Origin of the sequence: Mahella australiensis 50-1 BON (assembly GCF_000213255.1) — a bacterium.
Taxonomy (GTDB): Bacteria; Bacillota; Clostridia; order Mahellales; family Mahellaceae; genus Mahella; species Mahella australiensis.
Genome location: NC_015520.1, coordinates 2230565 through 2249478, shown reverse-complemented (window position 1 = coordinate 2249478; position 18914 = coordinate 2230565). Strand labels below are relative to the sequence as shown.

Here is an 18914-nt window from a genome sequence, read left to right as displayed (position 1 = left end):
ATAGTTATCATGACGAAAAAAATGAGGATCAGCACCGCGGGTTTATTACTGCTCTATGCATTTTTGATTATAGTACTTATAATTGCTTTATTTCCAATAGTGTACGCTATCTTCGGTTCTTTTAAGCCAAATGCGGAATTTGTTGCTGGCGGCAGCAGGTTGCTTCCTAAAGAGTGGCGTTTTGAAAATTTTAAAGAAGCTTGGGAATTGGCTAATTTTGCCCGGTATACGTGGAACAGTATATTTGTTACTGCTATATCCGTTGTGGGCATCCTCTTCCTGAACTCTATGGCGGGATATGTGTTTGATAGAGCGGATTTTCCAGGCAAAAAATTATTGCTTGGAAGTTTTTTGGCAACGATGTTTATATCTACGGGCAGTATTACGTTATACCCGATTTTGCAAGTAACAAAACTTATCGGTGCTAATAAAAGTTTATGGGGCCTGATAATCGTTTATGTTTTTGGAGTCAACGTGACAAACGTATATCTGTTCATGGGATATGTTAGGAGCTTGCCGAAAGAACTGGATGAAGCTGCTACTATAGACGGCTGCGGCTTTTTCGGTATATATTGGAGGATAATAATTCCCCTGTCAAAGCCTATTTTGGCCACAATAGCGCTCCTTACATTCAAAGCCACGTGGAACGATTACATGATGCCTTTGGTATTTACGATGTCTAACGAGAAGATAAGGACATTGACAGTTGGCGTGGTAGCGTTGCAAAATACCAAGGATGGTGCTGCGGCATGGAATATAATGCTGGCGGGTACTACAATATCGCTTATTCCGATTATATTAGTATATATATTTACAAATCAATATTTTATATCAGGCATAACAGCAGGTGCTATAAAAGCATGATTGTACTATAGCATTTATCATGTTATAATGGCTACAATAAAATAAAAACATAGGGGGTATAAAAGGTGGATTATAGTCAAGCATTAGAACACGTGAACACATATTCTAAGCCGTCCGATCTGAAGATCACCGATATGAGGTTTGTAGACGTGGCAGGAGCGCCTATGCACTGCACCCTCATGAAAATTTACACCAATCAAGGGCTGGTAGGATATGGAGAGGTACGCGACGGGGCCAGCAAGACATATGCTCTTATGCTGAAGAGCAGGCTATTGGATGAAAACCCATGTGAGGTGGACAAACTATTCCGACGTATAAAGCAATTCGGGGGGGTGTCACGCCAGGCCGGCGGCGTATGTGGCATTGAGGTAGCGCTTTGGGATTTGGCCGGCAAAGCATACGGCGTACCTGTTTATCAAATGTTGGGCGGTAAATTCCGCGACAAGATACGGATATACTGCGATACTGACATAAGCGGTCGTGATACGGGTACTGCTATGGGCCATGCATTGAAGAAGCGTATGGAGAGAGGATTTACATTTCTTAAGATGGATTTAGGACTCAATCAGATCATACATGAACCCGGTACAATATCAGCTCCCTTAGGCTTTTTAGAAGAAATGAAGGCTAGAGCCGATGCCATGTCAAAAGCTTCATGCAAGGAAGAATTTAGATATTGCAGAAACCGCTGGTATGATATACTGAATGTAGCGCATCCTTTTACCGGCATACATATAACCGAGAAGGGTTTCGATATGCTGGAACAATACGTTAGCGAGGTGCGTTCGATCATAGGATATGAAGTGCCTCTGGCCATCGATCATGTGGGGCATATATGCGTGGAAGACTGCATAAAATTAGCTCGCAGACTGGAGAAATATAATCTTGCATGGTTGGAAGATCTTATACCGTGGCAGTTGACCGAACAATATGTGAGGCTTTCCAGAGCCACTGCTGTGCCTATATGCACCGGCGAGGATATATACCTCAAAGAAGGTTTTAAACCGCTTTTAGAAACCAATGCCCTATCGGTTATACATCCCGATATATTATCATCGGGCGGTATTTTAGAAAACAAGAAGATAGGTGATATGGCTCAGGAACACGGCATAGCCATGGCTGTACATATGGCTGAAAGCCCCATAGCGTGTATGGCGGCCGTTCACAGCGTCGCCGCCACCGAGAACTTCCTGGCACTGGAATACCACTCGGCTGATGTTCCGTGGTGGGATGATATGGTCAACGGTTTACCCAAGCCGATAGTGGACAAAGGATATATAAAGGTACTTGATGCTCCGGGGCTGGGTATAGAATCCCTTAACGACGAGGTACTGGCCGAACATGTCCATCCGGATTTTCCCGGCTTATGGGAATCTACGGAGCAATGGGACGACGAATGGTCTTATGATAGACTGTGGAGTTAGGAGGAGATATCATGAAATTCGATTATTATGATGATATAGTGCAGATAACACCGCTGTGGAAAGGCGAGAGGTTTGCTGATGGCAGGCCCAAAGTGCCCGATGACATACTGCGCCGGATGCGAAAGATAACGCTGGAGGAAGCATGGGGTCCGTTGTGGGGTAAAGGATATCGCTATCAATTTGAAGGCGATTTTAAGGTGATAAATGAGGATAAGGTTCTGGTAGGAAGAGCGGTAACGGCTGTTATGGTGCCCTACCGTCCTGACTTACATGAAACTTTATTGAATTACGGTTACGAACAAGAAGGCCGTCGGGGTTTCTTCAATCAATGGGTAATCGATTCATTGGTGGAAGATGATGTAGTAGTAGTAGATCTATTCGATAAGATATATCAGGGGACATTTGTAGGCGGTAACCTCTCCACAGCGATAGCAGCCAGGACGAAACGCGGAGGTTCGGTTATATGGGGCGGGGTGCGCGATGTGGAACAGATAATGGGCATCGATTCCATAAAAACGTATTATCGAGGCAATGATCCTACAGGTATAGGTGACGTAACGCTGGTCGGATTCAACGGCCCATGCCGTATAGGCAAGGCTATATGCTTGCCGGGGGATGTGGTGCTGGGTACGCATTCGGGCGTGCTGTTTATACCGCCGCATTTAGCTGAAGAATGTGTAGTAGGAGCTGAAAAATCCCATATAAGAGATGTATGGGGATTTATAAGGTTAGCGGAGAAACGCTATACTACGGCTCAGATCGATGCTCCATGGACAGTGTCCATGTGGGAGGACTTTATAGATTGGTTTGCCAAAGACCCTCAGGCTGAAGAGTATAGGCATCTTACGTGGGATGAGGAACTGCGGGAGGCTAAAGAAAGACAGGACAAAGAGTCCAGAGGCGAGATAAGATTATAAGATTATACGGAAAGAGGCAATTCATATGGTGGGTGAAGAATTACGGCATTTTTATAATGCCATGGAAGCTGAAGCTCGAAGCATATTGGCTTTCTGGGAGAAGTATGCTCCGGATCCGCAGGGGGGCTTTTATGGTGTAGTGGACGCGGAGCTTAAACCTCATACCGACGCTAGAAGGCATATAGTATTAAATGCACGCCTTATATGGACATTTGCGGCGGCGTGCCGTACATTAGGTGATCAAAACTATAAAGAGATGGCGCAACGCGCCTACGATTATGTGCTTTCAAACTTTATAGACGACGAATTCGGAGGCGCCTTTTGGGAGCTTAATTCTGACGGAACGGTATACGATACCACTAAACGCACATATGGCCAAGCCTTTGTCATATACGGGCTTTCGGAATATTATGCAGCTTTCGGTGATGAAAGGGCTTTGGGACAAGCTGTAGCCGTATACCGTTCTCTGGAAGAGCATGTTTACGATAAGCAGAACAAGGGTTATTATGAAGCGCTGACACGGGATTGGAAATTTGAGCAGAGAATGCAGGTCAGCAATATAAATCCGTATAGCTCAGCTACCAAGACCATGAACACGCATTTGCATCTTTTGGAGGCATATACTGCCCTTTACAAGGCATGGTCTGACGCAGGATTAAGGGATAAGCTCTACCAGCAAATAGAGATTATGATAGAAAAAATCATAGATCATAATACATGGCATTTTAAGCTTTTCTTCGATGATCAATGGAATTCTTTAAGCCCTGTAGTTTCCTACGGTCACGATATAGAAGGAAGCTGGTTGTTGTGGGAAGCAGCAGAAGCCCTTGGCGACGATAGATTAAAAGAACGGGTTAAAGTCGTGTCCCTTAATATGGCACAAGCGGTATTGAAAGAAGGATGGCATAAAAATGGAGGCATAATAAATGAATCGATGCCGGAAGGCGTTGTAGATCTGCATCGCGTATGGTGGGTACAGGCCGAAGCTGTGGTCGGTTTTTTGAACGCGTGGCAGTTGACTGGAGAAGATAAATATCTCGACGCAGCAAAAGCAGTATGGGAGTTCGTGGATAAAGAGCTTATAGATCATGTGAACGGCGGATGGTTTTCCTTTGCGATTTCAGATCAAAAGCATGCCAATCGTATAGACGGATGGACATGTCCTTATCATAATACAAGAATGTGCCTTGAATTGATGCAACGGCTGGAGGGCGTGCAAGATCATGGAAGTAAATAGGACGGCGCTCATTACCGATGCTTCTCATCCGGCTGCCGCTGCTATCGCTGCCAGATTGAAGGATGAGGGTATCACCGTTATAAATAACTATCCGCATCGAAGCAATAAAGGTGTTATAGAAAAGACCGATAACAATTATTCGTTTGATACTTGGTTATTGGCGGATATGAAAATGCTGTTGGATATGATAATATCCAGGACAGGCGGCGTGGATCACCTTATACATACGGATAATGCAATATTACGCTCGAAACTTGAGGATATGTCGGAGCAAGACTTTAAAAGAGCGATGGATTATAATGCAAAAAGTGCCTTTATCACCACCAAAGTATTCGGTGAACATATGGCGCAGAAAGGGGACGGCACTATCGTATACCTGTCAACCTTGCACGATGAAAAACCCACAGGCTGTGCCTTTGCTTACAGTACAGCCAAGGGTTCGGTAAAGATGCTGTGTAAAGAGATAGCACTGTTTTATGGACGAAAGGGCATTCGGGCCAATGTGATTGAGGCCGATTATATGGAAGAGCAGAGGGAGTTGCTGGATAGCCTTCTTTCGCCATTTAATTACGATGCCGAAACCAAGATTCCTTTAAAAAGGCTGGTAAAGGCGGAAGACATTGCAGGCGTAGTGAGCTTTTTAATTTCAAAAGATGCAGTGTTTATAAACGGGGCTGATATCCGACTGGATGGCGGCCACATGCTGTATTATGGCGACAGATAGAGGTGAACGATATGGCGAAATTACTGGAAGGACGTACGGCTGTTGTCACAGGCGGGGGCAAAGGTATAGGAGCGGGTATCAGCAAGGCTTTGGCAGCTGAAGGTGCTAATGTGCTCTTCAACTATAACTCTAATCCTGATATGGCCGAAAGGACGGCCGCCGACATAAGGGAGGCGGGAGGGACGGCTTTCACGATGTATGTTGATGTGGCTTATAGAGATCAGGTTGATGCTATGATAGCTAAAACCTTTGAACTTTACGGTGGTATAGATATATTGGTAAACAATGCGGCGTGGCAGCCTAACATGGATATAGACGAGTATACCGAGGAGGATTACGATAAGATTATGGATATAAATCTCGGAGGATATTTTCGCTGTATGCAAGCTGCCTTGCCTTATCTTAAGAACAGTCAATGCCCGAGAATAATAAATATATCATCGGTGCATGGTATACGCCCGGGCGATTTTGATGTATGTTATTCCATGACAAAAGGTGGAATAAAAATGCTAACCCGGGAAGCTGCGCTGGAGTTTGCCCAATATGGCATAACGGTCAATGAGATATTGCCCGGCGGTACAAAGATTGAATTCAAGTCCGGCCAAACGCATCCTTTTAAACGCAAACGCATAGATAGACCACGAAAGTATAATTTGTCATTTATAAAGCCTGGAATGCCCGAGGATGTAGCAAATATTGTAATATTTTTAGCATCAGAAAAAAGCCATCATATATCCGGAGCCAGCATTATTGTGGATGGTGGGGCTATCCTGCTATAATTGTAAAATTTAGCAAGGTGCATTATATGAGAACATGTTATTGATATTGATATGAGGCGATAAATGTGTATAGAGTTTTGTTCGTAGATGATGAACCATGGGCGCTTGTGGGGATGAGAAAAATATTCAATTGGGATGATATGGGATATAAGATAATCGGTGAAACTACTGATTCTGAAGAAGCATATGAAATAATATACAAAGAAAACCCGGATGTAGTTTTTACTGATATAAGAATGCCAGGGTTGTCAGGAATAGAACTTATAAAAAAGGTAAGAGCAAAAGCTATGGATACAGTTTTTATCATTGTGAGTGGCTTTGCTGAATTTTCTTATGCACAGGAAGCCTTGCGGGAAGGAGCATTTGATTATGTCTTAAAACCTCTTCAAAGCCAGGAAATATACCGTGTTTTAGAAAAATTGACAGTGTATCTTAGGAAAAAAGCGAGAGATAAAGAGACGTATTTGGCAAAATTGTCCGACGAAGCTGATTCAGTTTTACAAGCAATAGAGAATAAAGGGTTTAAAGAGCTTTTAGAATATGTGAATAAGAATTTTGATAAACCATTATACCTAAAAGAGCTTGCTGATAAATTCTATATTAACTTTACCTATTGCTCAGAATTATTTAAGAAAACAACAGGAAAAACATTTTCGGAATATATAAATTATTTGAGGATCAATAAAGCCATGCATTTGTTGCAGACTACCTCGATGACGGTTGAGGAAGTATGTATGGAAAGTGGTTATAAGGATTATTGCTATTTCAATAAGGTTTTTAAGAAATATACTGGTGATACACCTGCAAAGTACAAAAAGAATAAAAAATGTATATCTGTTGAGAATTCTTTATATTTAGATGGTTTTTAGGATTTATAAAAGCACTTTATTAATTACAGAGGGGTGTGTTTATGGAGAGATACAAAAATTTTACGGCTGCTATTTATTGTCCTGTTGGAGATCTGGTGCGCATCAATGATTTAGATGAGTTTGTCCAGCGCTTTGCATGGATTGAGAAGCACGTAAAAGTAGGAAAAGTTTATCTAGAGACTTATCGTCATGGTTTAATGATCGATAGGCAGCAAATGGAGCGTATACGTGATTTTTTCCGCAGCAAGGGCATAGAAATCGCTGGCGGCATCACTACGGATGGCATGCCAAATGGTGAGGGTGGCTTTGATCCGCTATGTTATACCAATTCTGATACTATTAAGCTACTAACAGAAGTATCGGAATTTACAGCATCATTGTTCGATGAGATTATATTGGATGATTTCTTTTTTACGAATTGCAGATGCCCTTCTTGTATACGAGCAAAAGAAGATAAGACGTGGGATCGGTTTAGGTTGGATCTTATGAGAGATATAGCTCAAAATGTCATCGTTAAGCCAGCTAAGCGCGTCAATCCTAAAGCGAAAATGGTTATAAAATATCCAAATTGGTATGAGCACTATCAGGACAGTGGATATGATTTGGAAGATGAACCACAGATTTTTGATGGCGTTTATACGGGTACTGAGACGCGAAACCCTACTTATACTCAACAGCATCTCCCTAAATATTTAAGCTATTTTAATATGCGTTATTTAGAGAATGTAGCTCCGGAGCGTAATGGGGGCGGGTGGTATGATCCTTACGAATGCTCCTATAATTTAACATCATATGCTCAGCAGGCTTATTTAACTTTATTCGCGAAGGCCAAGGAAGTTATGATGTTCTCCCTAGGGTCATTGCTAAATCCGGAGTACTCCTTGTGTATTCCAATCAATGGTCAGTTATTTGAGGATGTCGATAAATACTTAGGAAAGTTGGGAAACCCCATAGGCGTCGCTTGTTATCTTCCTTTTCACAGTCATGGTGAGGATTATCTTCACAATTATATTGGGATGTTGGGGATACCTTTAGAGCCTAGGCCAACTTATCCTGAAGACGCTGTAACGATATTTTTAACCGAAAGCGCAGCAATGGATGAAAATATTATTTTTAAGGTTCAAAAAAGCCTTATGGATGGAGCAGATGTAATTGTAACATCAGGTTTTCTTAAGGCGTCTGCACCATTGGGATTCCAAAAGATGCTAGCAAATGTAAGGGTGACCGATCGCAAAGCTTTTGTGAATCGCTATGCATATTCCAACGATGGAGGGATTTGCTTTGAGGGATGTGAAGAATCTACAAAGGCTATGTTACTCCCTCAACTTGAATTTCAGACCAACGATACTTGGGAATTAATTGCGGGGTTTGGGGAAGACAATAACTTCCCAATTTTAATTAAAATCTTATATGGAAAGGGGTGTTTATATATCATTACCATACCTGAAGACTACGGTGATATATATAATTATCCCAGGAAAATTCTTTTTCCTATACGTCAGGTCTTTAGCAGAAACATCCCTGTACTTTTAGATGCACCTTCGAAGGTCGGATTTTTCGCATATGATAACCACTCTTTTATATTACATTCGTTCCAGCCATGGTATGATGAGGTACGATTGGAGTTAAAAGACGAATATACTGCTATTGAGGATTTAGTTAATCAGCATATTATTCAAGCTCAGCCGGAAGGAGAAAAAATGGTAGTTAAACTTCGCCTTTCACCTGGAGTAAATAGAGTATTTAAGATGATAAAGGGCTGAATATTAATAGCCTGATTTATTGTTTTTAGTTAAACTATTGCCTGAAATCTGGTTTTATATACCTTGCAGATTTTAGGCAATAGTCTTTATATAGCATAGCGCAACCTGAAATTTTAAAGTGCTTGATTTTTCTATTTGTAAGCTATATAGCAATATAAGTTATAATAATTATCAGATCTAATTATTAAGGACGTTTGAGAAGTAAAAACCGTGGCTAGCATAAAGGGGAATTAAAGGAGGAAGTCTATGTTGCATTTCAATAAATTAAAACTAAAACAACAGCTTGTAATATTAATTTTCCTTATCATTGTTATTATGCTTGCTATGCAAATGTTTTATTATTATGCGTTTGACTTACTCACCAAGAAACGAGCGGTGAATTATGTTAATACATTAATGAATCAGGTAGAGGATCAGCTTAAAGTTCTTACTGAAAATATAGAGAAAGAAGCCAATGCTGTTTCCTACAATTTATATATACAGGATTATATTATATTTGACAATCCAATACAGCGATTAGAGATATATCCTATGGCTTGTAATACCGTAGACTATGTAAAGAGTTTGAATGATAACATAAATGATATATATATAATATGTAAACAAGACAAGATTTTCACGACATCCCGTGATCTTAAAATTAACGTTATAGAGGCGCTGGATAAAATATATGATTTTAAAGGACAAAACTTTATAAAACCTACATATACGTCAGTAGTTAAAGAAAACGATGATCTAATTTCTAATATTGCCTATGTAATGCCTGTTTTTTCCATAAAGTCGTCTGCTGAATATCTTAAAAAAATCGGAGTAACAATATTCTTTATAGAAACTACATTTTTTCATGATATTGTTTCTAACTTGTCGGTTACAAAAAATTCAATATTCATGATATTGGATAGTGAAAATAATATAATTGCTGGGAACAATGAATTAAAGTCAGGGGAACACTATGAAATTTCACAAGCGGAAGATAAATATGGAAAGGATAAAGTCATAATCCAAACAAAAACAATGAATAACACTGGCTGGCAAATCGTTAGTATCATACCTACAGACGAATTAACGGCAGATATGTTACCGCTAAGAAGTTTTGGTATATTAATAATCCTTATAATAACGCTTGTTTTACTATTTTTTACTTTACTATTCGGTTACAGTATAACTAGTCCCATTTCAAAGCTTGCTGAGTCTATGAGTCATATCGGAGAAAAAAATATAGAATGGAGACTACATGTTGAAGTAAACAATGAGATCGGCTTAATAGCTAATGATATTAATAAAATGCTGGATAAAATCGAAGATATGACACGAAGGATAATTTCGGATCAATCGATGCTTTATGAGGCGGAATTGGCTAAGAAACAGGCCCAGATATCAGCATTACAAAACCAGATAACGCCACATTTTCTGTATAATACTCTTAATTGTATAAGTGGAATAGCTATGGCTAATGAAATTATGGAAATTGCTAACATTTGTGCTGCTGTATCCAGAATATTTCGATACAGTGCCAAAGAAGCTGACATAGTCTATGTGAAAGAGGAGATAGAGTGCATAAAAGATTATTTAAACATTATGATAATAAGATATCCATATAAATTTAATATTATCTATGATATTGAGGAAAGCATACTAGACCTTAAAACTTTTAAAATGATGCTTCAGCCATTAGTCGAAAATGCTATTTATCACGGATTGGAACCAAAAAAAGGTAAGGGCAATTTGTTAATAAGCGGTCGGATAATCAGCAATGATCTATTGAGATTTGAAATCAATGATGATGGTATAGGGATAAACAAGGACTCACTTGAGCAATTAAAGAAATATTTAGATTGTCCCGTAGATACTTGGTATGCATATCCAGATGATAAAAGGAGTATAGGTTTATTAAATATAAATAAAAGGATAAAACTTCTGTGGGGAGAAAATTATGGTATAGAGCTTGAAAGTGGTGAAAATATTGGGACCAAGGTAATTGTGGATGTTCCCGTGATCAGTGATAGATAACCGAAATAAATACAAAAATAACCGAAACTGATTCATTTACGTTTCGTAGAATATAAAATACAATAGTAATAGTAATTTATAGAATGTTAAAAGATAAATAATTTTTTTAACAAGAAGAGTTATCTGAAGATCAGGTTTTGAGGGGTGTAAGCTGGAAGGATGGGAAAGGAGGTAACGTCAGATTATGTTAATGTTTGGATACATTATTACCCAATTTTGTATAGTTTTGCTCAGTACACTATATTTAAAAGACATTAGTTATATTTGTATTTATCGTTTAATGTTTAAAAATATTTCCAGAGCACCACCGAACTAAGTCATCAAATGTAAAGTTGTATTGATCCAAACTGGAGAGTGAATTAAAAAAACTGAAAAAATACTATTATACGAGGAGGAGAATATTATGTATAGAAAAGGTATTAGCGTATTTCTGGCCTTTGTGATTTTGGCTATAGTGATACTTGGTGGCTGTGGTGCTGATACTGACAAGGCGGATAATACCGATGCTGAAAAATCAGAGGCGGCTGAGGAAAATGGTGAAACAGGTGAAGTAAAAGAATTTACTGCTTTCTTTAATTATAGCTTGAATTCATTGACTATGCCATTTGATACACCGATAGGTAAAAAGATCACAGAATTAACGGGTATTAAGCTAAAAGTAGAGTATTTAGTAGGTACAGATGCTAGACAAAAAGCGGGTGTTATGATAGCCTCAGGCGATTATCCCGATCTGGTTAATCCTGGAGAAGCAGCGGGGGATTTCGTCGCGGCAGGAGCATTTATACCGTTAGACGATTATATTGAAAAATATGGTACAAATATTAAGAAAATCTATCGTCCCTCTGAATTAGCACTATTAAAAAGCCAGTATGGTAAAACCTATTATATAAGCGGTACTAGAGCGGGACAAGATAAATTGTATCCTGCGGCAGGATTTTATGTTGCTCTTGATGTGCTTAAAGACGCTGGATGGCCGGTTATCAAAACCTTACCTCAGTATACGGATATTATAAAAAGTTATGTAAAAGAAAACCCGACATATAATGGGCAACCTACCATTGGTTTTGTGTTACCTACAGAGGCTTGGAGAGCTTCAGCTCTTCAATATGGTGGCGCTAGATTTTTGGCAGGTTATCCTAACGATGGGCCTGTATATGTCGATCAAGAAACACTAGAAGCCAAAACTATAATGACGGCTGACTTTAGCAAGGATTGGGCAAAATGGTTGAATGGCCTTTGGAGAGATGGCTTAATGGACCCTGAAACATTTATGCAAAACAATGATCAATATTTAGCTAAATTGAGTTCTGGCCGCGTAATTGGTTTTTACGATCAGAGAGGTATGTTCCAGGAAGCTATAAATGCTCTTGAAAAAGAAGGATTATTCAATAGGGCGCCTATAGGTTTTCCTGTGGTCTTTGAAGGGGTCGAAAAAGAATATTATGCAGGCCCTGCGGCGTTTGCGACACAAACCGGGATAGCCATTACTACTAAATGTAAAGACCCAGAAGCAGCATTTAAGTTTCTTGATAGAATGGCAGCAGAGGATATAAATAAATTAAACTTTTGGGGAATTGAGGGAGAAGATTATACTATTCAAAATGGTAAAATGACAAAGACTGAAGAACAATGGAAGAATTATCTTGATCCTGATTATCAAAAGAAACAAGGGATCTCACAGTTCATGGAATTCCCACGAATGGAGGATACGACTGATCCGAAATACGGCGTGTATTCGGATGGTAATCCTGTATCTCCTACTAAGACGGATGACTATTTTAACGTTAAATATAAGGACTATGAAAAAGAGGTATTGAAGGCATATAATATTAAAACACTCTCCGATTTCTTCGCTCCTCAATATCCTGCTAGATATGAACCTGGTTGGGCTATTAGAACGAAAATGCCGGCTGACCATCCGGGTAAGATAGCTGTTGAAAAAGCTCTGGAGTTAGCGCTTCAGTATCTGCCTAAAGCTATAATGGCCACTAATGATAATGAATTTGAGAATATATGGAAGCAGTACCAGAATGAATTGGGCAAGTTGGATCTAAAAGCGTTCGAAGATGAGGTAACAAAACAAATAAAAGAAAGTGTTAAGTATTATCAAGCTGAATAATAGCGTAGAGAGAATTTGTTATTCGTTGGTAGAAAGTTTTTGTGAGGTGCATGTTTTATTATGCACCTCACAAAATAGCTTAAGCTATTTTCATCTATGATTGTGGTTGTAAAATTATGAAACGTCACTAGGCAATTGGGAAGGAGATGCTGATTAATAAATGGCAATAGTGAATGCGAAGAGAAATTTGGGAAAAGATATTAAACCGTTTTGGAAACAAGTTAGTGAACAAAGGCAATTAATAGTACTATCTCTACCATTTGCGATAATTGTACTTATTTTTAATTATCTACCTTTATGGGGATGGATTTTGGCATTTAAGAATTATACTCCCGCAGGCGGAGTTTGGGGTTCGGAATGGGTTGGGCTTGCGAACTTCAAGGAATTATTTAGTGATAGAGACTTTTATGAAGCATTAAGAAATACACTTGCTATAAGTAGTTTGAAATTGATATTTGGCTTTGTGTCCACTATTTGTTTAGCAATTTTATTAAATGAAGTAAGAAATGTATTATTTAAACGGACGGTTCAAACGATATCATATTTACCGTATTTTGTATCATGGGTTGTAGCTGCAAACATCGTTTATATGGCTCTTTCTCCAACTGATGGAATTGTAAACGAGATCTTGCTTAAACTTAATATAGTAGATAAGCCCATACCTTTTTTGGGTGAAGAAGGGTATTTTTGGTGGGTTGTAGCATTGTCTCATGTATGGAAGGAAGTTGGATGGGGAGCGATAATTTATCTGGCTGCTATGACTTCCATAGATCCGGATTTGTATGAAGCCGCAGCTATTGATGGAGCCGGAAGATTTAGGAGGATTATACATATTACTATTCCAGGCATAGCACCTACAATAAAAATTCTATTGATATTGAATATAGGTTGGATATTAAATGCCGGATTTGATCAAGTATATTTACTTATGAATCCGGCTGTAAGCAACAGTGCCACAACGCTTGAAATTTACGTATATAATTATGCAATGAAATACTTCCGTTATTCTTATGGCACAGCTATAGGGATATTCAATTCGGTGGTTTCATTTATATTAATAATGTTGGCAAACTATATTTCGAAAAAAGTATCCGAAGAAGGAATATTCTAGGAGGGGTATTTATGGGCAAAAAACAAACTAGGCTGTTACAAAGACGCAGTATTGGAGATGCTATATTCGATATAATTAATTATACTCTTCTTATTCTATTATGTGTGGTTACCATATATCCTTTTTTGAACGTAATAGCTATAGCATTTAATGATGCTACTGATGCAGTACGTGGCGGAATATATATATGGCCGAGGGAGTTTTCATTGAGGAACTTTGAAGTAATTTTTACAGAGAACAAAAATATAACTCAAGCTCTAAAAATATCTGCTTTAAGGGCAGTGATAGGTTCATCTACAAGCGTACTTTCGTGCTTAATGGTTGCTTATACACTCAGCCGCAAGGATTTTATATTTCGTCCTCTATTAACTAAATTTTTGGTTTTCACTATGTATTTTAATGGTGGATTGATACCAACGTATCTATTGATAAAATCGTTAGGGTTGGTAAATAATTTTTGGGTTTATATACTTCCAAGGCTTATAAGCGCTTATAATATAATGATAATGAGAAGTTATATTGAAGGGATTCCATATAGTTTGGTTGAAGCGGCTAAAATTGACGGAGCAAGTGAGTACAGAATTCTTTTTACAATAATAATGCCATTAAGTATTCCGGTATTGGCCACTATAACTTTGTTTACGGCAGTAGGACAATGGAATTCATGGTTTGATACTATGTTATATGCTTCAAGTAAACCCGAATTAAGCACTTTGCAATTCGAATTACAAAAGCTGTTACAAGCTGCACGCACTATGTCGTCTAATGCTATGGATATAGCTCTGGCCACGACTACCAGTACAGAATCAGCCAGGCAAACGGTGACGCCAAATTCGATAAGGGCAGCTATGACAGTAATAGCCGTGGTACCTATACTGTTCGTATATCCTTTTTTGCAGAGATATTTTGTACAAGGATTAACATTGGGGGGTGTAAAGGGATAAAGCTGATGCTTTAATTTCGGATGTGTGAAGGCAATGCAAAGCGAAATTATACGGTGCGAGTGGTATAATTTCTACGAATGGCAGACCCAAGATGCCAGATGACTACTGCGCCTAATGCGAAAGATAACGCTATATAAGCAGTATAGATGTGGATACGTCTAAACTGTATCAACAAAATTATATCTTATTCCATTGGCGATATGGAGATCGCCAATGGAATGGTAACGCAATTTATATATCCCATCTGTGTATTGCTTTGAAACCCAATATTCGTTCGGCTTTTGATGAATCCTCCAGACTTTCATGGTCGGTGAACATTTTTTTGAGCCGAGCGGTCGGAAAGTATTTCTCTATCAAAGCTGCGGACGGTATGGAGCATCTGGTATTCGGCGCTGCTATGCAGAATATTTCATGACCGTTCAGGTTGGTTTCTATGGCTAGTCTGAAGGCCCTGGCAGCATCACGGGCGTCTATATATGACCATAGATTCCATGGCCCGGCCTCGGGATTATCATGCCATTGTGAAAAATAAGAATCGAAGGAATATTCTTCAGGATTAATTACATGAGTAATGCGAAGGCTTGCTATAGAAATGCCAGGGAAACGTTGAACCATAGCATCAGCCGTGCGCTCCGATAAAACCTTGGATAGACCGTAGCAATCATCCGGCCGCGTAGGATGTTGCTCATCTACCGGTAAATAGACAGGCTTGGGCCTGTTTAGGCTATAGGTGAAGCCAAAAGCGCAGTCGCTGGAAGCCGCAGCTATGTGCTTTATGCCCTGGTTACCCGCAGCCAGCATGATATTATAGTTGCCGATGACATTTGTGTGTATGACCAGCGTGTCGGCATTCTTTCTAGGGCTTGGTATTGCAGCCAGATGGATGACAGCTTGGCAACCACCCAAAGCATCATATACTTGTTCGTAATTTGTAATGTCAACCGATACTTGATCTACCGGACATTCGTTCCAATGGCTGTGCGTTATGGCACGCACCTCGTAGTTATTATCCAAAAGATCATTTATAACAGCCTGCCCTACTTTTCCGTGGGCACCAGTAACCGCTATTTTCATAAGTTAACCCACCTTTCAAATATCGAGTTATTTTGAATTATTTTGTTTGCGCGGCGAAAGCGAGGAAATTGAGCATTTCATCTCCGGTATTGCGTATCTCATGAATTTGATTTACACCTATGTATATGATATCTCCGTCGCGTATCGATTGAACCTCATCGTCTATGCGTATTTCACCCTTTCCGCTTATTATATAATATACTTCTTCATGATCGCCATGAGAGTGAGGGTGATAAGATAATGAGGGTTGTAGTGATGCGAGAGATACATACATCATAGCTTCCATGCATGCTGAAGGGTCGTCGCTACTTTTTAGTGATTGACCGGATAACAACCTCCAATCTATGCCGGCTTCATGGGCTATTGTAGGCCGTACGTTGCGCCAGTTTACCTTTACCATTACCGATACCTCCTTGCCTTTTTAATCTTTTGTATGACCTAATCACACAATCATACTATCATAAATAAGAGTAGAAAGGAAGAAAAATATTTGTTGTTATTCGCCCTTTTATGTTACATCTTTTGAACTGCTCTGAGCTATTTTATCATACGGTTTAGCAACAGACACGGTATAGGAATAGTTTATCTTATCCCTGTATTGTGCCGGGGTAATGCCGTATTTATTTTTGAACAATTTTATATAATATTGACTGCTGCCAAAGCCGACTTTTTCGGAAATATCTTTTACTGACATATCACTTTCCTTTAGGTATTTTATGGACACTTCTAATCTAACTGCATTGAGATAATCATTGAAACTTTTACCAACTTCTTGAGAAAAAATCTTACTAAAGCATTGTCTGGATAACGAAAAATGATCTGCGGTAGTTTCTAAATTAATGTTTTTATCATAGTTAGCATGTATATAATTGACGATATCAATAGCTAAAACCGAGTGATGATCTGTTTTATGATTGCTAATATAGTATATTATTTCATTTAATTGGTTTATAGTCCAATTTATAACATCTTTAACAGTCTTTATATTCATAATTTCTTTATATAGATTTTTATCTATAGATATAACAGGAATACCGTTTGTTTCTATGAACCTTAAGATGTCGTTTAGCAACTGTATAATTGCTTCTTGAAAACACTCGTACAGAATATTTTGGGTTAGAATTTCATTTACCATCTTATTGAAAGTGGCAATGGAATTATCATAATCGCAGTTTAGAATATCCAATAATAGCTGCTTTTTATACTTAGAGATAATGTGGTCTGGTTTCAATACAGTATATTGGCAATGATCAGCGTATGCTATATTGCTTGTATCATTTATCCCTACATAATGTATAGAATTTATAGCTGTGGAATAAGAATATTTTAAAGCGGTAATATCATTTACAGTAATACCGACGCCAATATATATATTAGCTGCAATTTGATTTTTTAATGCCAAGTCTATTCTTTCCGGTATAAATTGCTTATTATCGGTTTCTTCATCCCATGATACTAAAATAACCATATCATCGTCTGCGGAGATATATAAGACTTCTATATTTTCATATTTAAGCTCATTTTTTATAACAGTATTTATGGCTTCCTTAAGATAGTGTAATTGTAATATATTATCTGTGTCTAAAACGTTGATTGTGTTTTCAACTAGCAGAACATATACAGTGAAGCTAGTTGCGTCTTTAATATTAGTGATTTCTAAAAAATCAGCCCTTTTATTTATCGATTCGATATCGATGCTTTTTCCATCCAAGATGTTTTTAAAAAACAATTCTTTTAACAAAGGTAAATTGGCAGATAGCTTTTGAGAGAATTGAAGATTTTGTTCTGTTATAGAAGTATACTCTTTTTCTATAAGGCTAAATTCGTTTCTATTTTTAATAATATTAGCGGTATTACTTTTCTTTATTATAATATTAGATAATAAATGTCCTAAGGGACCATAGAGTTTTTGAGAGATAATGTAAGATACTATTAGCGAGCATGCCATAGTAAACGCAAATATGGCTATAATCAGGAGCTTTAAAGAGTCAATATTGGTATATATATAGTTATTAGGTAAAAGCATTACGGTTCTTAAGCCATACTTATTAGGTTCAGAATAAAATACTGTTAAATCGGATTCGTCGTTATTAATAAAAAATCCTGATTGCCAAATATTCGGGATAGATTTAAGAATGCTTGAACGCACATCGTAATCATACTTATCTTTTAATTTTATAGAAGAAAATACCTCATTACCCTTTTCGTCTGTAATTAGGAATATATCAGTCATATTTTTATCAGTATTATTAATATGCAAAAATACATCTTCTTTGATATTCAAGACAAGAAACGCTTTATTAATACTAAATGGCATAGGCCTGATAACCGTTAATACATTGCCCAGATATCTGTTTGTCATACTATAGTTTTCGGGGTAATTTATTTTACGGTTAATTATGTAATAATCAAATTTAGGAGTATTATCTGTGTCTAAAGTTTTGATAATATCCGTATCATAAAAAGCATTTTTTTCGTAATAACCGTAATTAGAAATAACCAGATTGATCTTTGGATAATAAAGGTATATCGAATCGACAGTTTCATATAATACTCTCTGTTCTTCCATCAAACTATTATATATGCTTAAAAAAATATTTGTTTCGCTGGGGTTGAAATACAACTTGCTCATTGAAAGGTCGAACGTATTTATATTCTCATTTAGAAGCAGCCTATTCGTTTCGTTTATAAGTTTGGATAAGCTATCTTCTATATTCTTATTATACTGTTCTACCATAAATATGTTCTGGCTCTTGGCTTGATTTTCTAGTGCGCTATTATAATTGCTATAGCTTAGAATAAAGATTACCAAGGCAGGAGCTATGGCAAGGAATATAGATGCTATGAGTAATTGGTTGAAAAATATACCTTTGACTTTACGAAAGTCTTTATTAAAAATAGTAAAATGCATATAGAAAATACACCCCCTACACTGACTCACCATAGGTCTTTATTTATTACATATATGAATTATATATTAGCAGTAGCATAGAGTCAATAGCCTCTTCTACGTTTATTATACTATTTTTTCTATAATAGTAACTATATTACATATATCGCGGGCTTGATAACAATTACT

Annotated in this window: 15 protein-coding genes; 12 read left to right on the top strand and 3 right to left on the bottom strand. The window is 37.9% G+C overall.

Features of this window, described 5'->3' with window-relative positions:
* Nucleotides 1-9: 9 nt before the first annotated feature.
* From MAHAU_RS10475 to MAHAU_RS10420, 12 genes are all read left to right on the top strand, one after another.
* A complete protein-coding gene (locus MAHAU_RS10475; protein ID WP_013781703.1) occupies nt 10-864 on the top strand; it encodes a carbohydrate ABC transporter permease in 855 nt (284 codons plus the stop codon).
* Between the two features lie 65 nt (nt 865-929).
* Nucleotides 930-2288: a mandelate racemase/muconate lactonizing enzyme family protein gene (locus MAHAU_RS10470; protein ID WP_013781702.1), complete on the top strand. Its 1359-nt coding sequence runs from the start codon at nt 930-932 to the stop codon at nt 2286-2288.
* A gap of 11 nt (nt 2289-2299) precedes the next feature.
* A complete protein-coding gene (locus MAHAU_RS10465) occupies nt 2300-3205 on the top strand; it encodes an RraA family protein (protein WP_013781701.1) in 906 nt (301 codons plus the stop codon).
* Nucleotides 3206-3230: 25 nt separating this feature from the next.
* A complete protein-coding gene (locus tag MAHAU_RS10460) occupies nt 3231-4442 on the top strand; it encodes an AGE family epimerase/isomerase (protein ID WP_013781700.1) in 1212 nt (403 codons plus the stop codon).
* On the top strand, nt 4429-5166 hold the full coding sequence (locus tag MAHAU_RS10455; protein ID WP_013781699.1) for an SDR family NAD(P)-dependent oxidoreductase: 738 nt from the start codon (nt 4429-4431) through the stop codon (nt 5164-5166). Before MAHAU_RS10460 ends, MAHAU_RS10455 begins: the two co-directional genes overlap by 14 nt.
* An 11-nt stretch (nt 5167-5177) precedes the next feature.
* Nucleotides 5178-5945, top strand: coding sequence for an SDR family NAD(P)-dependent oxidoreductase (locus tag MAHAU_RS10450; RefSeq protein WP_013781698.1), 768 nt, complete (start codon nt 5178-5180; stop codon nt 5943-5945).
* Between the two features lie 65 nt (nt 5946-6010).
* Nucleotides 6011-6814 carry a response regulator transcription factor gene (locus MAHAU_RS10445; protein ID WP_013781697.1) on the top strand — a complete coding sequence of 268 codons (804 nt, stop codon included), beginning with the start codon at nt 6011-6013 and terminating at the stop codon, nt 6812-6814.
* A gap of 41 nt (nt 6815-6855) precedes the next feature.
* Nucleotides 6856-8577 (top strand): hypothetical protein, encoded by a 1722-nt coding sequence (locus tag MAHAU_RS10440; RefSeq protein WP_013781696.1) that lies wholly within the window; start codon nt 6856-6858, stop codon nt 8575-8577.
* Nucleotides 8578-8823: 246 nt separating this feature from the next.
* Nucleotides 8824-10587: a sensor histidine kinase gene (locus MAHAU_RS10435; RefSeq protein ID WP_013781695.1), complete on the top strand. Its 1764-nt coding sequence runs from the start codon at nt 8824-8826 to the stop codon at nt 10585-10587.
* Nucleotides 10588-10990: 403 nt separating this feature from the next.
* Nucleotides 10991-12706 carry an ABC transporter substrate-binding protein gene (locus MAHAU_RS10430; protein WP_013781694.1) on the top strand — a complete coding sequence of 572 codons (1716 nt, stop codon included), beginning with the start codon at nt 10991-10993 and terminating at the stop codon, nt 12704-12706.
* Nucleotides 12707-12866: 160 nt separating this feature from the next.
* On the top strand, nt 12867-13817 hold the full coding sequence (locus MAHAU_RS10425; protein WP_013781693.1) for an ABC transporter permease: 951 nt from the start codon (nt 12867-12869) through the stop codon (nt 13815-13817).
* An 11-nt stretch (nt 13818-13828) separates the two neighbouring features.
* Complete coding sequence (locus MAHAU_RS10420; protein WP_013781692.1) at nt 13829-14761, top strand: carbohydrate ABC transporter permease; 933 nt, start codon at nt 13829-13831, stop codon at nt 14759-14761.
* A gap of 231 nt (nt 14762-14992) precedes the next feature.
* On the opposite strand, the gene MAHAU_RS10415 is transcribed toward MAHAU_RS10420, so the two are convergent.
* The 3 genes from MAHAU_RS10415 to MAHAU_RS10405 form a co-directional block, all read right to left on the bottom strand.
* Complete coding sequence (locus MAHAU_RS10415; protein ID WP_013781691.1) at nt 14993-15835, bottom strand: NAD-dependent epimerase/dehydratase family protein; 843 nt, start codon at nt 15833-15835, stop codon at nt 14993-14995.
* A 37-nt stretch (nt 15836-15872) separates the two neighbouring features.
* Nucleotides 15873-16235, bottom strand: a complete 363-nt coding sequence (locus tag MAHAU_RS10410) for a cupin domain-containing protein (protein WP_013781690.1) — start codon at nt 16233-16235, stop codon at nt 15873-15875.
* Nucleotides 16236-16343: 108 nt separating this feature from the next.
* Entirely contained in the window at nt 16344-18746 is a 2403-nt protein-coding gene (locus MAHAU_RS10405) for an AraC family transcriptional regulator (protein WP_013781689.1), read from the bottom strand.
* Nucleotides 18747-18914: the final 168 nt, after the last annotated feature.

Excerpts from the sequence above, each read along its gene's own strand:
- MAHAU_RS10475 (WP_013781703.1), top strand. The coding sequence starts at position 10 with ATGACGAAAAAAATGAGGATCAGCACCGCGGGTTTATTACTGCTCTAT.
- MAHAU_RS10465 (WP_013781701.1), top strand. The coding sequence starts at position 2,300 with ATGAAATTCGATTATTATGATGATATAGTGCAGATAACACCGCTGTGG.
- MAHAU_RS10460 (WP_013781700.1), top strand. The coding sequence starts at position 3,231 with ATGGTGGGTGAAGAATTACGGCATTTTTATAATGCCATGGAAGCTGAA.
- MAHAU_RS10455 (WP_013781699.1), top strand. The coding sequence starts at position 4,429 with ATGGAAGTAAATAGGACGGCGCTCATTACCGATGCTTCTCATCCGGCT.
- MAHAU_RS10450 (WP_013781698.1), top strand. The coding sequence starts at position 5,178 with ATGGCGAAATTACTGGAAGGACGTACGGCTGTTGTCACAGGCGGGGGC.
- MAHAU_RS10440 (WP_013781696.1), top strand. The coding sequence starts at position 6,856 with ATGGAGAGATACAAAAATTTTACGGCTGCTATTTATTGTCCTGTTGGA.
- MAHAU_RS10435 (WP_013781695.1), top strand. The coding sequence starts at position 8,824 with ATGTTGCATTTCAATAAATTAAAACTAAAACAACAGCTTGTAATATTA.
- MAHAU_RS10430 (WP_013781694.1), top strand. The coding sequence starts at position 10,991 with ATGTATAGAAAAGGTATTAGCGTATTTCTGGCCTTTGTGATTTTGGCT.
- MAHAU_RS10425 (WP_013781693.1), top strand. The coding sequence starts at position 12,867 with ATGGCAATAGTGAATGCGAAGAGAAATTTGGGAAAAGATATTAAACCG.
- MAHAU_RS10420 (WP_013781692.1), top strand. The coding sequence starts at position 13,829 with ATGGGCAAAAAACAAACTAGGCTGTTACAAAGACGCAGTATTGGAGAT.
- MAHAU_RS10415 (WP_013781691.1), bottom strand. The coding sequence starts at position 15,835 with ATGAAAATAGCGGTTACTGGTGCCCACGGAAAAGTAGGGCAGGCTGTT.
- MAHAU_RS10410 (WP_013781690.1), bottom strand. The coding sequence starts at position 16,235 with ATGGTAAAGGTAAACTGGCGCAACGTACGGCCTACAATAGCCCATGAA.
- MAHAU_RS10405 (WP_013781689.1), bottom strand. The coding sequence starts at position 18,746 with ATGCATTTTACTATTTTTAATAAAGACTTTCGTAAAGTCAAAGGTATA.